This window comes from Chryseobacterium sp. 27AL (genome assembly GCF_057815395.1).
On sequence record NZ_JBYRIW010000001.1, the window covers coordinates 1,062,226 to 1,077,548 of the forward strand.

Consider the following 15,323-nt stretch of genomic DNA (forward strand, 5'->3'; position numbering starts at 1 on the left):
GCAATAATAAAAAATCAAGGTTGAAATTTAATGTAATGCTGAATCCTGACATTATCGCCCTTTTTAATACCATCTGTGAATTCAGGCAGGTATATCCGGTGATTAAAGGACAGGCCTTACGTAAAGATGATCCCGGAATGATATCCATTCGTGATGCTCTGCGGGATTTTAAGAAGCTGCTGGAAAATCATTATCGGGAAGTTAACCATACCCGGCTTACAGTGGAAATTTCCCGTGGTATCATTAATTTGCCTCATGTGCTGTATGCATGCATCCTGCCACCGGGTCAGCTTGTTCCAAATGGCATTTATACGGCTATCTGCTTTGATATCTTAGGAAGAGGCGCGTTGGTTGGCTGCGTGGAATCTAAAGTTACGGCAAAAGGCCTGGCGACCGTGCAGCGAAAAAAGAAATCCGGGCTCTTGCCAATTGACGTTGATGGAGCCAGCGAACGCACAAAATACAATAATGTGTTCGTCAATCCGAAAGAGTTTTATTACCCGTTGGAAAATGAAGACGCACTGGATCAGCATATTAGTGAGTCGATAAAGATGGCAAATGTATTTTTAGAAAATAAATAAAATGAGATTTTTTTACCTCATACTCCTAACTTCTGCATCATTATCAGCACAGGTGAATCGTGATGTCCAAAGCCAGATCAAACTTAAAAATTATCGTTATCTGGATAGCATTAATGTTTATTCCAAAGATTATCCTACTCAACTTATTGAGGGATCCGGTTCAATAACAGACCGTGACCGTAGAAATATCGGGTCAATAGGTTTCTCAACTGCGATAACGAAGGATAAAAATGATAAGGTAATACGTATTTTAAAATCCGAATCCCAGCATTATCAAAAATCCTTAGGAAAGCCTCAAAAAAGTATCATTAATGAGACTACCATTTATTTTAATGATGCTCAGCAACCCGACCTGGCAACATATATTTCTAAAACCTATATTTCCGGTGCTTTGGTCACAAGTAAAAATAAGTTGTTTGACTTACAAAAAAATCATGACGACGATGCAGACTTCAGACCTGTAAAAACAGTATGGGATGAGACAAAAAGCTATGTTAAGTAAAATTGTTTTTAATTAATAATGAACAACTTACCATTTATCAATTAAAAACCTTAATTTTGCCTCCCGAAAAAAGGATCCCACCATATGAAAAAATTAGGCGAATACAGAAAGCTTCTGGAAGTAGATAAAAACGTAACCTTAAAAGAGCTGAAAACCATTTACAGAAATGTAATGAAAGACACGCATCCTGATAAATTTATCAATGATGAAGCCGGTAAGGTGGAAGCGGAAGAGAAAAGCAAATCGGTAATTGAAGCCTATCATTTCCTGGTAAGCATTAACCCTGAAACGCAGGAAAAATATAAAGAAGAATATACGGAAACGGTTACAACCTCCAATATTCAGGATTTCTATCTTGAAAAATCGATACTGACCATTCAGCATCTTAACGGAAACATTTATGAATACCTGGGTGTTCCGCGAAATACCTATATCAAAATGGTGAATGCCGATTCTCCGAGCCGTTTTGCAAGAAGACATATTTATGGCAGCTTTGTATATCGTAAGGCGGGTGAAGTAATGGCAGATTAATCTGTTTTAAAATATTGATTTGTTTAAAGGAAAGGTGGCTTCGGCTCCGCTCAGCCACCAGTCCTTCAAGTGCACGCGGGCCTTCGAGACCCTCAGGCCCCGCCATTCGACTACTTTTCGTCGTTCCACAAGAACATCCATACAGCTATACTCTAAAGACACTTAATCCACTCTAAAACACTACAACTTCAATGGTGGCTGAGGCGACTCGAAGCCACCAGTCCTTCAAGTGTAATGCGGGCCTTCGACTCCGCTCAGGCGCCGCCACTCGACTCCTTTTTGTCGTTCCACAAGAACATCCATACAGCTATCTCTAAAGACGCTTAATCCACTCTAAAACACTACAACCCCAATGGTGGCTGAGGTGACTCGAAGCCACCAATCCTTCAAGTGTAATGCGGGCCTTCGACTCCGCTCAGGCCCCGCCATTCGACTCCTTTTCGTCGTTCCACAAGAACATCCATACAGCTATACTCTAAAGACACTCAATCCACTCTAAAACACTACAACCCCAATGGTGGCTGAGGTTCTCGAAGCCACCAATCCTTCAAGTGTAACGCGGGCCTTCGAGAACCTCAGGCGCCGCCAGCCGACTACTTTTTGTCGTTCCACAGGAACATCCATACAGCTATACTCTAAAGACACTCAATCCACTCTAAAACACGACAACTCCAATGGTGGCTGAGGTCACTCGAAGCCACCAGTCCTTCAACTCAAACCCTCCTACCCAACAGTGGCTAAGCGAAACCGAAGCCAAAAATCCGGCCGGGAAATTCCCTAAGCCGGAGTACCATTATACTAAAAAAAATTACCCTGTTAAAGGTTTTAGGTTTTCCGAGAGGTGTTTTCGTCGGGCGACGAAGGCACCTTGTGACGCCCGACGCAACCTCCTTACCACGCCCGACGCAAGACCCTTGTGTCGGGCGACGAAAGCGTCTCTCGGAAAACAGAGACTCATTACTTACGCTACCGTCAGTATTTTATCGAGAGTAGCAGTTCTCGCATCTTTCAGGGGAGTACCGCCACCGTATTGCGTTACCACTTCCAGATTATAAGTTCCTGCTGCCAATGCCGGAATCACGACAATAAGTTCCGAAGGATTATTAGTAACGATATCACTCTGTTCCACTTTAGTCCTGCCCTGTGTCGCAATATCTACAAAATAAATACCTACAGAAGCATCATCACCGACAACTTTAATCTTACTGCCCACAATCTTCAGGTTTCTGCCAGCCGTAAGAAGATCATTCACCGAACCACTTTTCACATCCGTTACCTGTAAGATTACCGCAGAAGCTTCTGCTACGCCCAGTATGTTAACTTCAATATTAGGAATCTCTGCCCGTAGCTTTTCTCCCTGGTTGAACTGGAAGATAATGCTGTGCTTGTCTTTGTTAAAAGTCTCCGAAGGGCTATCAAATACCCCACGAATGGTGGTGCTTGCGGTGAAGTAGCCGGTGTTTACGGAAAAGCCATCGCACAGCTGGTAGGCCATTTCCTTAAGGAACAGTTCTGTCGCATGTTCCATGGCCGAAGCAGAAACATCTGCGCCACCACGGCCGGCGGCGGCTTCACAGATCTGCTTTACAGAAAGGGAACGCTCGCTTGCCGTGCGGGCAATGAAGTCATTGGGATTGTCTTTGGTTAAAACGTTATCATAAAGATACGCTTTGATTTTGTGTAGGATGTTTGCCATTGTTATTGATTATTAAATTATTTGATTATTAAATTGTGCTATGCTTTTTACTTGTATCTGGTAATGGTAAATAAACCATACGTGTTATTGTGACCTAGGCCATCATCTGCCCGCATAAGAGACCACGTTGCAATATAAAATTGAACGCTACCATCTGTTGTATTATGAATGAGGATATTTGTATTTACATATTCACTAATCCCATTTGTGCCAACTGCGAAACCATCATTTCCATCAATCTGCTTACATACGGCTCCGGGTGCTAACCACCTTCCTGTTCCGGTATTTAAGTTAGCATCTGCTGTTGAAAGTGCATTCAAACTATAGAATATAGGCGAAGAAGAGGTATTAACAAACTTGGGTGCAGGGCAACAAGCCCCAGAATATCCACCTGATGCAAAGTCCATCCTTAAAGCACCATTCGGTCCGAAGCTAACGAAATCACTTGTACTGCCTGCTGCGTCTGATAAAAGTTTATAATTAACACTTTGTGTGCTACTTACTTCTCTTCCGTTCATCCAGGTACGACTAACTCCGGTAGAGCCATTAGCAAATGAAGATGTTGGGACGGTGATTACTGCCGTTCGCGTTTCTCCAATATTCAGATCGGTTGGGGAAGATGTTGCCCCATCTCCTTTCAGACTAATCCATTGAGACCCGTCCCAATAATACATTCCTGCACTTTTAAGGGATCCTACACCTGTATTGTACACTAATAATCCCGCAGTTGGAGAACTAATGGTACTTGTATCTGTCTTGCTGTTAAGGGCTACCCTGGGTGGAAGAAAACCTTTATTGGTGGAAGTAACGTCCAAAGCTGCGCTTGCATCCGGGCTGCTTGTTCCTATTCCCACTTGTCCATTGTCTTTGGCGACGAAGTCTGTGCCTGCTGCCCTTGTGGTCCCATCTGCTTTTGTTCCCAGCTTTACCAAACCGTTGGTGGTATCATTGATCCAGGCATCGTTGGTGGTATCACCTGCGGAAGCTCCTGTCATTCTCTGCCACACGCTTCCATCAAAATAGTAGTAGCCTTCTGCGGTGATATTGGCTGTTTTAACATCTGTGTGACTCGCTGGTGATTTCACGTAAACAATCACTCCTTTTTGGGCACTTCCGTATGCTGATGTATTGAGAGAATTGCCATCTAATTGTGGAATCAAAAGTCCTTCGGGTTTACTACCGTCTGTAGTTTTTGGAGTAATATCGAGGGTCGCATTGGGGGTTTTTGTGTTGATCCCCACCTGACCGAACATGGATTGAGAAAAGATAGCCATCCCTAACAGATAGGCTGTTGTAATAATTTTTTTCATTGTGTAATTGTATTTATAAACTTTATTTGTTGATTTCTTTTTTATAATTCAAGATGTTTATGTTGAGTATATATTTTAGTTGTTATTAAATCTTCACAGGGCTGAGAGCTCTGTGAAGATTATCTTTCATTGATTTACTTTTTATAAGCGAACTTGTGCAAATCTCTAAAATCCTGCACGACTGAGACGCGTACACCAGCGCGTGATTTTTAGTGCGAGCATAAGATTATTATTCAACAGATTCAACCCGTATAAAAGTATGATAATCATACCCATAAAGCACTGTAGCTGTTATCGCCTTCCACTGTATATAGTCGCCTTGATTTAAGTTGACTATAGCTGATGTATATGCTGTTCCGTCTTGTGTTCCCGAGTTGGTCGCAGATGTTATATTACAGATAGTGCTTCCATTTACATATGCATAAACACGAGGATTACTTGATGAATTCCAATTGAAGAACATATTGGTGGTTACCCTGTATTTTCCAGTGTAAGGAGCTACCCATTTTTGTGTAGCATCTATCCATCCATAAGAATTACCATAAATAGTTTTAATATTTTCTCCTTTTATTGTATGAAAAAAGTTCACTATACTCCCTGCAGAAAACGACGTACTATTTCCTGTTGAATGTACTTCTGAATATACAAATACAGAATTACTAGACTGCCAACTTGAGTTTCCAGCAGCATCTGAAGTGAGAATTTTACCCGCAGCTGCCCCGTAAGGTAATTTTAAACCAGTATTGCTGCTGCTTGATGAGATTTCTAGTAAATTTCCCGGAGTTGAAGTTCCAATTCCCACTCTATTATTCACCGCATCTACATTTAATGTAGTTCCATCTACCGTAAAATGGCTGGTTCCATTGGTTGCACTAGAAGTGAAAGCTAAATTATTCGTACCCAAGTCTACTGAAGTATTGCCTCCGGATAATGCTCCGCTCCCTTTGTAGATGCCTCCAACTCCTGTATTTAAATCTCCATTGGCTACAGTTCCATCAGCGATTTTAGAAGAAGTTACGGCGTTACTGGCAATACTTGGTGATGCGGCGGTTCCGGATAAATCTCCTGCCAATTGTACAATCCCTTTTGCCGATGTAGTAGCATCCGTTACTGAGGCACCGTTAGCCACTTTCTGCCAATTGGTTCCGTCAAAATAATAATAGCCTGCTGTAGTAACGTTGGCCGTCTGACCTGCAGGAGTTGCAGGAGCTGCCGTTACATAAACAATCGCTCCTGTCTGTGATGAGGTATAAGTGAAACCCTGGAGCTGAGTCCCGGTAAGTCTGGGTGCGATAAGTCCTTCGGCTACACTGCCGTTGCTCCCGGCTTTAATGTCTAATGTTGCCTGAGGAGTATTGGTTCCTATTCCCACTTTGTTGGTAGGGCCGTCAATAGATAGCGCTGAATTGCCCGTAGCAATATTGCCCCCTAATCTGAAACTATTGTCAACACCTATCGTCATACGTCTGACACTATTAACTCTATCTGTAATATTGAATGACGATTGTCCTGGTATCCCGTTTTGTCCTCCTGCATTTTCACTTCCTAATGCCCAATCTGAAGATGAGTTTGTCAGTCTGAGATGATCGCCACTTGTTCCCGAAATATGCATTATGGCTTGGGGAGAAGTTGTGCCGATTCCTACCCTGTTATTCGCAGCATCTACAGAAAGTGTAGTTCCATCTACAGAAAACCCATTCGTGGCTGTGGAGGTAAAGGCCAATGTACTACCACCCTGTGCCACTGTGGTGTTACCAGACAATGCCCCATTTCCTTTGTAGATTCCTCCAACTCCTGCATCTAAATCTCCATTGGCAATGGTTCCGTCAGCGATTTTAACAGAAGTTACGGCGTTAGCTGCTATTGTTGTGGTATTGCTGTTGGCAGAGGCTGTTACATCTCCTGATAGAGCAGTTCTCTCAAAACTGGTTCCGTTTAGGTTAATAGAGGCAGAACCGGTATAAGTTGTATTGGTATCAGTATCTGCAGCAGGCTCCCAGGCACTTGTGGTAGTATTGTATTTCAAGACCTGTCCATTGGTAGGTGCGGTGGCTGATAATGTTTTGCCCTTTAGCTTGTCAACACTGGTTACTCCTGCATTGGAAATGGCGACATCTCCTGTCGGACTTACGGCTGTGGCCACATTTGAGGCATTCCCCACTAAGATGTTTCCGTTGTTCAGGGTAGTACTTATTCCATTGGCAGTAGGCGCCCAGGTTGTTCCGTTCCAACCCAGTACCTGTCCTGAAGTGGCGGACATCTGGTTAAGCTTTGAAGCTGTTACCGCACCATCTGCTATTTTAGCAGAAGTTACTGCACTGCTTGCAATGGTAGGGGCAGTAACAGGTCCTGCTAAATCTCCTGCCAGTTGTATAATCCCTTTTGTCATTGCCGTAGCATCATTTGCTGAGAAGGAAGTTCCTGTCAGGGTGAGTCCGGTTCCGGCGGTATAGGTAGTATTTGTGTCAGTTGGTGTCACACAGGTTCCGTCTCCTCTTAAGAAAGTTGTAGCGGTAGCTCCTGCAGGAAGCTTGGCAACGGTTACTGCATTATTGGCAAGGTGTGTCGTGGTAACTTTGCCTGTGCCTATAGAAGTTATTCCTGCATTGGAAATGGCGACATCTCCTGTCGGACTTACGGCCGTGGCCACATTAGAGGCGTTCCCCACTAAGATGTTTCCGTTGTTCAGGGTAGTACTTATTCCATTGGCAGTAGGGGCCCAGGCTGTTCCGTTCCAACCCAGTACCTGTCCTGAAGTGGCGGACATCTGGTTAAGCTTTGAAGCAGTTACCGCACCATCTGCTATTTTAGCAGAAGTTACTGCACCGCTTGCAATGGTAGGGGCAGCAACAGGTCCTGCTAAATCTCCTGCCAGTTGTATAATTCCTTTTGTCATTGCCGTAGCATCATTCGCTGAAAAGGAAGTTCCTGTCAGGGTGAGTCCGGTTCCGGCGGTATAGGTGGTATTGGTATCCGTAGGCGTTACCCATGTTCCATCTCCTCTTAAGAAAGTTGTCGCAGTAGCTCCTGCGGGAAGCTTGGCTACGGTTACTGCATTATTGGCAATTTTCGATGTTGTTACGGCGTTAGCTGCTATGGTGGTGGCTCCGGTATTGGAAATGGTAACATCTCCTGTTGGACTTACGGCTGTGGCCACATTTGAAGCACTTCCTACATAGATGTTTCCGCTGGCAAGCGAAGTGCTTACTGTATTTCCTGTAGAGATTTTCTGCCAATTCGTTCCATCGAAATAATAATAGCCTGCAGTGGTAATATTGGCTGTTGGCCCGGTAGGATTAGAGTCGGCTGAAGAGGCATAAACAATAAGTCCTTTCTGTGCTGCTCCATAGACAGCGGCGGCTGTGGCAGTATGGATGTTATCACCGGATAATTGTGGGATAATGAGTCCTTCGGGTTTGGTTCCGCTGGTTTTGGCGGTAATATCGAGGGTTGCTTTTGGGGAAGTATTATTAATCCCCACCTGGGCGAATGCGGTCATGCTGAACAGCACGGCGGCGGTTGTAAATAAATGTTTCATTGTTTTGTATTTAGGTTGTTGTTTATATTTTTAATTGTGAACACGAAGTGCACAGAGATTCTTTAATATGATATGCTTTTAAGTTTCACAAAGGCGTTCTACTTAAAAGAGTCCGCTAAGCTGGTTTTTAAACACAAAATACACTAAGACTCTTACGCGTTGTGCATTTAGATTCACTCCGTCACTTCGAGTAGATTTTGAAAAAATCGTATCGAGAAGTTTATAAGTTTGATTATCAATTTCATTCTCGATACATTTTTTCTTCACTTTGTTACGAAAAAACACTCGAATTGACGACGAATCCAATACCAAAAATTTAGATTCACAAAGGCGTTCTACTTAAAAGAGTCCGCTAAGCTGGTTCTTAAACACGAATGGCACTAATGGCTTAAACACTAATTTCACAAATGTTGTGTGAAAATCTTTGCTGAGATCCCTACGGGATGACAAACGGAGCGGGAAGTGACCCGTACATTAGAGTTCCTGTGTTATTTGTGTAAATCATTCGTGTGAAGATATTTGTGCTTATTTGTGTTTAAATAATTCGTGTCATTTGTGTTTAATAAAAAAAAGCAAGTATGGGAGGAGGGCGGCTGAAGTGGTTGGTGATAATTTCTAAAAGGTTAAAATGGTTAGTATGTTTATATAGAAGTTTCTTTTCTGAGGCAATTACTTGTGGTAAAGTCCAAAAGTCAGAGCCTGTCATTTTATGATGTTGTTTTACCGGAGAAGTATTTCCCAGAACAGCTGTCGACAACGGGTTGGCAGAGTTTCCAACATAATGCGAGCTCTTTGGAGTGGTAAAGCAGAGCTGGCTTGATGTTTTGCTTATGGACGATGAACTTAGCCTGGAGAGAGCTTTATGTTTAGCTATATTGAACTGTTTTACAGTCTTATTCTTTCCTGACAGAGACGTCGCACCGGAGATTTTAGAAGACAGTTCAACATACAGATAAGAATCATCAGAGATAAAAAGTATTGAATCGGCGTAGGAAAAAGGAGTCTGGGAACTGATAAAAACAGCAATGAAAAAGAGCTGACAACACAGCATCCTTACGCTAAAACGCAGGAAATGAGGGAGCTGGGAAAGGGTCATCATTTGTAGTTTCATTGTGTAAAAAAAGGTAGTCACGCTTAGACTACTTTTAAGTCCAATGAATTAAGAATCAATACAAATTGCTTTTTTCAGGGTAAAAACGAGAGCAATTCTTTTAGCTCTGGACCAGCCCTTTTTTAATGGAAATTATAGTAGCTAATTAATTAACCTATTAAAAAACAAAGGATTATTATTTGGAAGTAACGATAATTTGTTTACATTTGTCACAGAAAAAGTAGTCTAAGCGTGACTATATTTTTCGTTGGGCTATATAAATTTTTCTCTGCAATATTAAATGGTTAATTGAGAATATTACAAAGTAACATTATTCAAAATCAGATAAAACAAAAACCGTCTCGTAATACAACAAGACGGTTTTTTGGTTAATTAAGGTTTGTATAAATTAATCTAAATGCTTCGGAGTATATCCGTCCTCACTTAGTTCTCTATGCTCATATTCGGCTTTCATTTCAGCTTCATAGTCTACTTTTTCATGTTTTCCCATTCTTCTTAAGATCGAGTCAAATAAAGAGTATACCACCGGCACAATGATCAATGTAAGGAATAGGGATGAGGTTAAACCACCAATTACTACCCATGCCAAACCTTTGTTCATCTCTGCTCCTGCTCCGGTTGCTAATGCGATTGGCAACATCCCGAAGATCATCGCGATCGTGGTCATGAGGATCGGACGGAGACGGGCATGGTTGGCCTGGATCAATGCATCATGTGTGTTTGCTCCTGCTGCTTTCCTCGCATTCGTAAAGTCTACAATCAGGATCGCATTCTTGGCTACCAAACCGATCAGCATGATCATCCCCAACATGGTAAAGATGTTCAATGAGTTGGCTGTAAGGGCAAGAATCACCATTACCCCGATCATCGCCAAAGGAATGGAGAATAATACCACAAACGGATACACAAAACTGTCATACAAAGAAACCATTACCAGGTATACCAATACAATAGCAGCTAATAAAGCAATTCCCAAAGTACCGAAACCTTCCTGCTGATTTTCCATATCTCCGCTCCAGATGTAGTCTACCCCAACAGGTTTATCTTTGCTTTCCATGAATTGTTTTGACCACTCATTCGCTACGTCACCAACAGGTCTACCTACGGCTTTTGCTCTTACTTTCACGGAAGGCGATTTGTCTCTACGTTCCAGCAAGCTCGGTCCTGAACCCATTTTTACATCTGCAAACTGGCTCAGACGGATCTGCTGCCCCTGCGGATTGGTAAACATCAGGTTTTTCACATCATCAATGGACTGTCTGTTGGCATCTCCGAAACGGATATTGATGTCGTACTCATACTCCCCGGCTCTGAACTTTCCATCAGTATTTCCGTTGAAAGCCGTCTGCATCGTCTGTCCTACGCTGGAAAGGTTTAAGCCTAAAGAAGCCATTTTATCTCTATCTATATTCACCTGAACCTCCGGACTACCGGTGTCGGTTGATAATTCCGCATCAACTGCTCCAGGAACTTTTTTAAGCAATGCTAAAATTCGGGTAGCCTCTTTTACAGCCGTTGCATTATCCGGAGCTGTTACCACCATTTCGATCGGTGCATTTTCAGCACCCATGATCCCGATTGGAGCAGTTTTAAATTCAACTCCTGTAAATTTCTCTTCTAACGCTCTTTTTATTTTTGCCGCTTTGATGTTTGTGCTTTCAGAACGTTCTGATTTATCCGTTAAGTTTACCTGCACCTCCGACTGATAGGTTGTAGCCTGAGCTCCACCAAAACCTGTCGACTGCTGTCCGACAGTTGTAATCAGATCTACTACATCTTTATCATTTCTTAAAAATTTCTCAACATCTAAGGTAAGCTGATTTGTTTTTTCAACCGTTGCATCTTTTGATAACTCCATCTGCACCAGGAACTGCCCTCTGTCGATCGGCGGGAAGAATTCAAATCCGATAAATCCAAATCCTACCAGCATAAAGGAAGAGATCAGTACGAGGAAAGTGATTACCACGGTCATTATTCTTCTCAAAGTGGTTTTTAAACACCATTCCAAAACTCCGGTAATCCAGTGCGTAAATCTGTCGATCATACTTTCAAACCAAAGGATAAACTTCTGGAACCAGTTTTTACCTGTTAAATGTTCAAGCTTACCAAATCTTGATGATAGCCATGGAATGATGGTAAATGAAGCGAGCAATGAAAGTAACGTTGCAATAACCACCGTGACGCAGAACTGCGCCAGAATGTTGGCCACCAATCCTGAACTCATCGCAATCGGAAGGAATACCACTACAATTACCAATGTAATCGCTGCTACCGTAAATCCGATCTCTGAAGCTCCATCATACGCTGCCCGGATCTTGCTTTTCCCCATCTCCATGTGACGGTAAATGTTCTCCAGCACTACGATCGCGTCGTCCACCAGGATACCTACCACGAGCGACAGCCCCAGTAAGCTCATCAGGTTTAATGTATATCCCATAAGGTTCATTCCAATGAACGTAGCTACCAATGACGCCGGAATGGATACCATTACGATAAATGCGTTTCTGATGCTGTGAAGGAACAATAACATGACAATCGCTACCAGGATAATCGCCAGGAATAAGTCGAAGATCACGTGGTTGGCAGATTCAAGGGTAAAATCTGTGGTATCATTTACCACTTTTACCTTTACGCCCTGCACTTTATAAGCTTCCTCTACTGTTGCAATTGTCTTCTGAACACTTTCTGATACTGCTACTGCATTGGCATCAGACTGTTTTTTCACCTGCATCAAAATGGTAGGGAACTGATTGAATCTCGCTACTTTCTCAACATCTTTCTGAGAATCGAACACCGTTGCAATATCAGATAAACGAACCTGCGCTCCGTTTTTATTGGAAACCACAAGGTTGTTCATCTCTTCCACCGACTTATATTTTCCTGATAATCTGATCGTAGATTTTGAAGTTCTCGTCTTCAGACTCCCTGTCGGGAAATCGAGGTTTGAAGAAAGAATAGCCTGTTGTACATCTCCTATTGAGAGCCCGTACCCCTGCAGTTTTTTCTCATCAAGATTCACCTGGATTTCTCTTTCCTGGCCACCCACAAGATCAACCTGTGCCACACCGTTTACACGGGAGAAGATCGGTTCTATTTTTTTATCTAAAAGGTCGTAAAGCTCTTTGCTGTTTAATTTGTCTGATGAAACACTCATCGTGATGATCGGTAAATCATCGAGTGAGAACTTATTCAGTGATGGTGCATCTACATCATCCGGAAGATCTGCGAGAATGGCGTTTACCTTTCTCTGGGCATCATTCAGAGCATAATCTACATCGGCTCCGTCATTCAGCTGTACCATAATTACGGATAAGCTTTCATAGGAAGACGATTCTACTTTTTTTACGTTTTCCAGGGATCCAACGGCATCTTCGATCTTCCGGGTCACGGATGTTTCCACCTCAGCAGGCGAAGCTCCGGGATATACCGTGGAAATCGTTACCATATTGGTTTCAAACTTCGGAATCAACTCATACCCCATCATGGAGTAACTTAAGATACCTCCCAATGTAAGAATCGTAAATAATACGATGACAAGGGATGGCCTTTTAATGGATATTTCTGCTAACTTCATCGTACTTCTACTTTATAATATTCACTTTAGATCCGTTGTCTAAGTTGATCTGTCCGCTGGTCACTACCTGCTCACCGCCATTCAGTCCGCTTAGTACCTGAACTTTATCGCCATATACTTTTCCTACGGTTACTTTAATAAGTTTAGCCACACCATTCTGAACAACAAATAATTGTCCTGAGCTTACCCCGTTTACAAAAGCTTCCGCAGGAACTGTCAGCATATTCTGGGTTTCAGCGCCGTTGTTGGTTTTAAAGGTAGCCGTAGCATACATCCCGGCTTTTAAGTTTCCTTTATTCTGAACTTCAATTTCAACTGGGAAATTCAATGAAGCATCACTTTTTGGAGCAATGAAGGTAATTCTTCCTACGAAAGAATCTTCCGGCAATACATTTACTTTAATCGGAACTTCCTGTCCGATCTGAATTTTCCCGATCTGGCTTTCGTCAACCAAAACTGCCAGCTTTAATGAATTGATGTTTACGATTTCAAATAAAGGCGTTCCCGGGGAAACCACCATTCCCGGTTCCACCATTTTTTTGTTGATGGTACCGCTGATCCCCGCACGTACGCTGGTATCGTTTACTCTTACGCCCTGTGCTTTTACGGCTGCCTGCGCATTTTTTAGCTGTAATCTTGAGTTATCAAGCTGCTGCTTGGTCACCCCTCCTGTCTTGAAAGCGTTTTCATAACGCTGATTGTCGATAATGGCATTCTGCAAATTGTTCTGCGCCTGGGTAACATCTACTTCGATCGCATCTTTTTTAATGGTTGCCAACACCTGTCCGGCACCCACTCTTGATCCTTCTTTTACCAAAACGCTTACAATTCTTCCTGATATTTCTGAAGACTGGTTAGATTCCTGCTTCGGAATGAAGGTTCCGTTAGCTGAATAATCTGTATTTATATTTTCTCTGGAAACGGTTACCACGTTTACATTGATCTTGTCTACCTGCTTGGCTACTTCTTTTACTTCCTGGGTCTGTTTTTCTTTATTGCCTGCAATTTTGTATGCTGCTAAACCGACCAGTACAGCTGCCACGATAATATATATTAGAGTTTTTTTCATTGTCGTTTATTATGGGTTTTGTAATGTGTTTAATTGTCCTTTTGCTTTGATTAATTTGATTTCAGCCTGCTTGTAATCCAATAGGGCATTTGCATAATTCTGCTTGGCCTGGGTTAAAGCATTTTCTGCATCCAGCACTTCGGTAAGCGTAGCCAAACCGTACTGGTAATTGGATTGTGTATTTTGCTGAACTCTTTCTGCCAATCCTACATTGTCTTTCATGCTTTCGATATTGATGATCGCATTCTCCATATTGCTGATGGCATTTTTATAATCAAGATCCAGGCTTTCCTTGGTGTTGTTGATATCCTGATCCAAATCCTGAATATCAATCTCTGCCTGCTGAATCTGTGCCTTTGTAGAACCTCCCGAGAAGATCGGAATTTTAATGGCCAGACCTATTGAAGCGTAGTCGCTCCAGTTGGTTCCCTGCGCACTTCCAGTAAAATAAGGAAACTTATTCCCTAGTCCCTGCCATCCGTAATTGGCCTGAAGCCCGACTGTCGGATAAAGCAAAGCTTCGGTAGCTTTTTTATTGTACTGTAAAAGCTCCTTTTGTTTGTTCAGTACTTTCAGCTCTGAACGCTGTTCCAGATTTGCTTCCGTATTCAACAGTGCTGAATTGGGTTCAATCGTTTTTTCTTCCAGCTCGATCGGCGTACTGATCGGAACTCCCATGTAAAACTTCAGTGCATTTTTCGAAACTTCAACAGCATTTACCAATTGCTGTCTGTTTGAACCGATGTTGGTAAGCTGAACATTGGTACGGTCAAGATCAATAGACTTTGCCAGTCCGTTATCCACAAGGCTTTTGATGACATTTCTCACTTTCTCCGTATTGGCATAGCTGGCCTGTACGGTTTTGAGATTCTCTTCCTGAACAAATACCTGATAGTATGCAGTGGCCACGTTTTCAATGATCTGTTCGTTGGTAAGCTCCGAATTAAGCAGATAAAATTCTCTGGTAGATTTAGCCGCTTTTAAACCTGTAAAAACCCTCTGGTCAAAGATATTCTGGTACAGTGACACAGAATTTACCGACTGCCATTTTGTTCCGAAAGTAACGGGAACCAGCTGTCCCGGCATCCCTATGATTTCTCCGGGAAGCACAGATGTCTGAAGAATCGGGTTAAAAGTATTGCTGATATTGGCGCTGATCTGCGGAAGTGCTCCCGCTCTTGCCTCATCAATTTTGTATTCAGCCTTTTTCACCTGCAAAGCCGCTTTTTTAGCTTCCGCCTTATTTTGGAGCGCCTGTTTGATAGCCTCCTGAAGAGAAACCTGTTGCTGTGCAGAAATTGATGAAAAGCCGAAAATCATAAATGCAGCCGCTATCCCTATTTTTAGCTTTTGTGCAGTTATACGTTTTCTTTTCATAATTTTATACTTCGTTTATTTTTTTAATGTAATT

General features: G+C 42.5%; 10 protein-coding genes. 3 read left to right on the top strand and 7 right to left on the bottom strand.

The window, feature by feature from the left end; translation table 11 throughout:
• Positions 1-20 precede the first annotated feature (20 nt).
• The 3 genes from AC3WV0_RS04705 (at position 21) to AC3WV0_RS04715 (ending at position 1,614) form a co-directional block, all read left to right on the top strand.
• A complete protein-coding gene (locus AC3WV0_RS04705) occupies positions 21-581 on the top strand; it encodes a hypothetical protein (RefSeq protein ID WP_488844416.1) in 561 nt (186 codons plus the stop codon).
• 1 nt (position 582) lies between these two features.
• On the top strand, positions 583-1,083 hold the full coding sequence (locus AC3WV0_RS04710; protein ID WP_488844418.1) for a hypothetical protein: 501 nt from the start codon (positions 583-585) through the stop codon (positions 1,081-1,083).
• An 84-nt stretch (positions 1,084-1,167) separates the two neighbouring features.
• The gene (locus AC3WV0_RS04715; protein ID WP_090000730.1) at positions 1,168-1,614 is read left to right on the top strand and encodes a KTSC domain-containing protein; all 447 of its coding nucleotides are present in this window, start codon (positions 1,168-1,170) and stop codon (positions 1,612-1,614) included.
• Between the two features lie 961 nt (positions 1,615-2,575).
• On the opposite strand, the gene AC3WV0_RS04720 is transcribed toward AC3WV0_RS04715, so the two are convergent.
• The 7 genes from AC3WV0_RS04720 to AC3WV0_RS04750 form a co-directional block, all read right to left on the bottom strand.
• Complete coding sequence (locus AC3WV0_RS04720) at positions 2,576-3,310, bottom strand: DNA-binding domain-containing protein (protein ID WP_488844420.1); 735 nt, start codon at positions 3,308-3,310, stop codon at positions 2,576-2,578.
• A 47-nt stretch (positions 3,311-3,357) separates the two neighbouring features.
• A complete protein-coding gene (locus AC3WV0_RS04725; protein ID WP_488844422.1) occupies positions 3,358-4,620 on the bottom strand; it encodes a hypothetical protein in 1,263 nt (420 codons plus the stop codon).
• A gap of 229 nt (positions 4,621-4,849) precedes the next feature.
• Entirely contained in the window at positions 4,850-8,158 is a 3,309-nt protein-coding gene (locus AC3WV0_RS04730) for a beta strand repeat-containing protein (protein WP_488844424.1), read from the bottom strand.
• A 559-nt stretch (positions 8,159-8,717) separates the two neighbouring features.
• Positions 8,718-9,269, bottom strand: coding sequence for a hypothetical protein (locus AC3WV0_RS04735; RefSeq protein WP_488844426.1), 552 nt, complete (start codon positions 9,267-9,269; stop codon positions 8,718-8,720).
• Positions 9,270-9,657: 388 nt separating this feature from the next.
• Positions 9,658-12,843, bottom strand: coding sequence for an efflux RND transporter permease subunit (locus tag AC3WV0_RS04740; protein WP_488844428.1), 3,186 nt, complete (start codon positions 12,841-12,843; stop codon positions 9,658-9,660).
• A gap of 7 nt (positions 12,844-12,850) precedes the next feature.
• A complete protein-coding gene (locus AC3WV0_RS04745; protein ID WP_488844430.1) occupies positions 12,851-13,912 on the bottom strand; it encodes an efflux RND transporter periplasmic adaptor subunit in 1,062 nt (353 codons plus the stop codon).
• 9 nt (positions 13,913-13,921) lie between these two features.
• Positions 13,922-15,289, bottom strand: coding sequence for a TolC family protein (locus tag AC3WV0_RS04750; protein ID WP_312902822.1), 1,368 nt, complete (start codon positions 15,287-15,289; stop codon positions 13,922-13,924).
• Positions 15,290-15,323 lie beyond the last annotated feature (34 nt).

Coding starts and splice junctions, on each gene's coding strand:
- AC3WV0_RS04710 (WP_488844418.1), top strand. CDS start 583: ATGAGATTTTTTTACCTCATACTCCTAACTTCTGCATCATTATCAGCA.
- AC3WV0_RS04715 (WP_090000730.1), top strand. CDS start 1,168: ATGAAAAAATTAGGCGAATACAGAAAGCTTCTGGAAGTAGATAAAAAC.
- AC3WV0_RS04720 (WP_488844420.1), bottom strand. CDS start 3,310: ATGGCAAACATCCTACACAAAATCAAAGCGTATCTTTATGATAACGTT.
- AC3WV0_RS04725 (WP_488844422.1), bottom strand. CDS start 4,620: ATGAAAAAAATTATTACAACAGCCTATCTGTTAGGGATGGCTATCTTT.
- AC3WV0_RS04730 (WP_488844424.1), bottom strand. CDS start 8,158: ATGAAACATTTATTTACAACCGCCGCCGTGCTGTTCAGCATGACCGCA.
- AC3WV0_RS04735 (WP_488844426.1), bottom strand. CDS start 9,269: ATGAAACTACAAATGATGACCCTTTCCCAGCTCCCTCATTTCCTGCGT.
- AC3WV0_RS04740 (WP_488844428.1), bottom strand. CDS start 12,843: ATGAAGTTAGCAGAAATATCCATTAAAAGGCCATCCCTTGTCATCGTA.
- AC3WV0_RS04745 (WP_488844430.1), bottom strand. CDS start 13,912: ATGAAAAAAACTCTAATATATATTATCGTGGCAGCTGTACTGGTCGGT.
- AC3WV0_RS04750 (WP_312902822.1), bottom strand. CDS start 15,289: ATGAAAAGAAAACGTATAACTGCACAAAAGCTAAAAATAGGGATAGCG.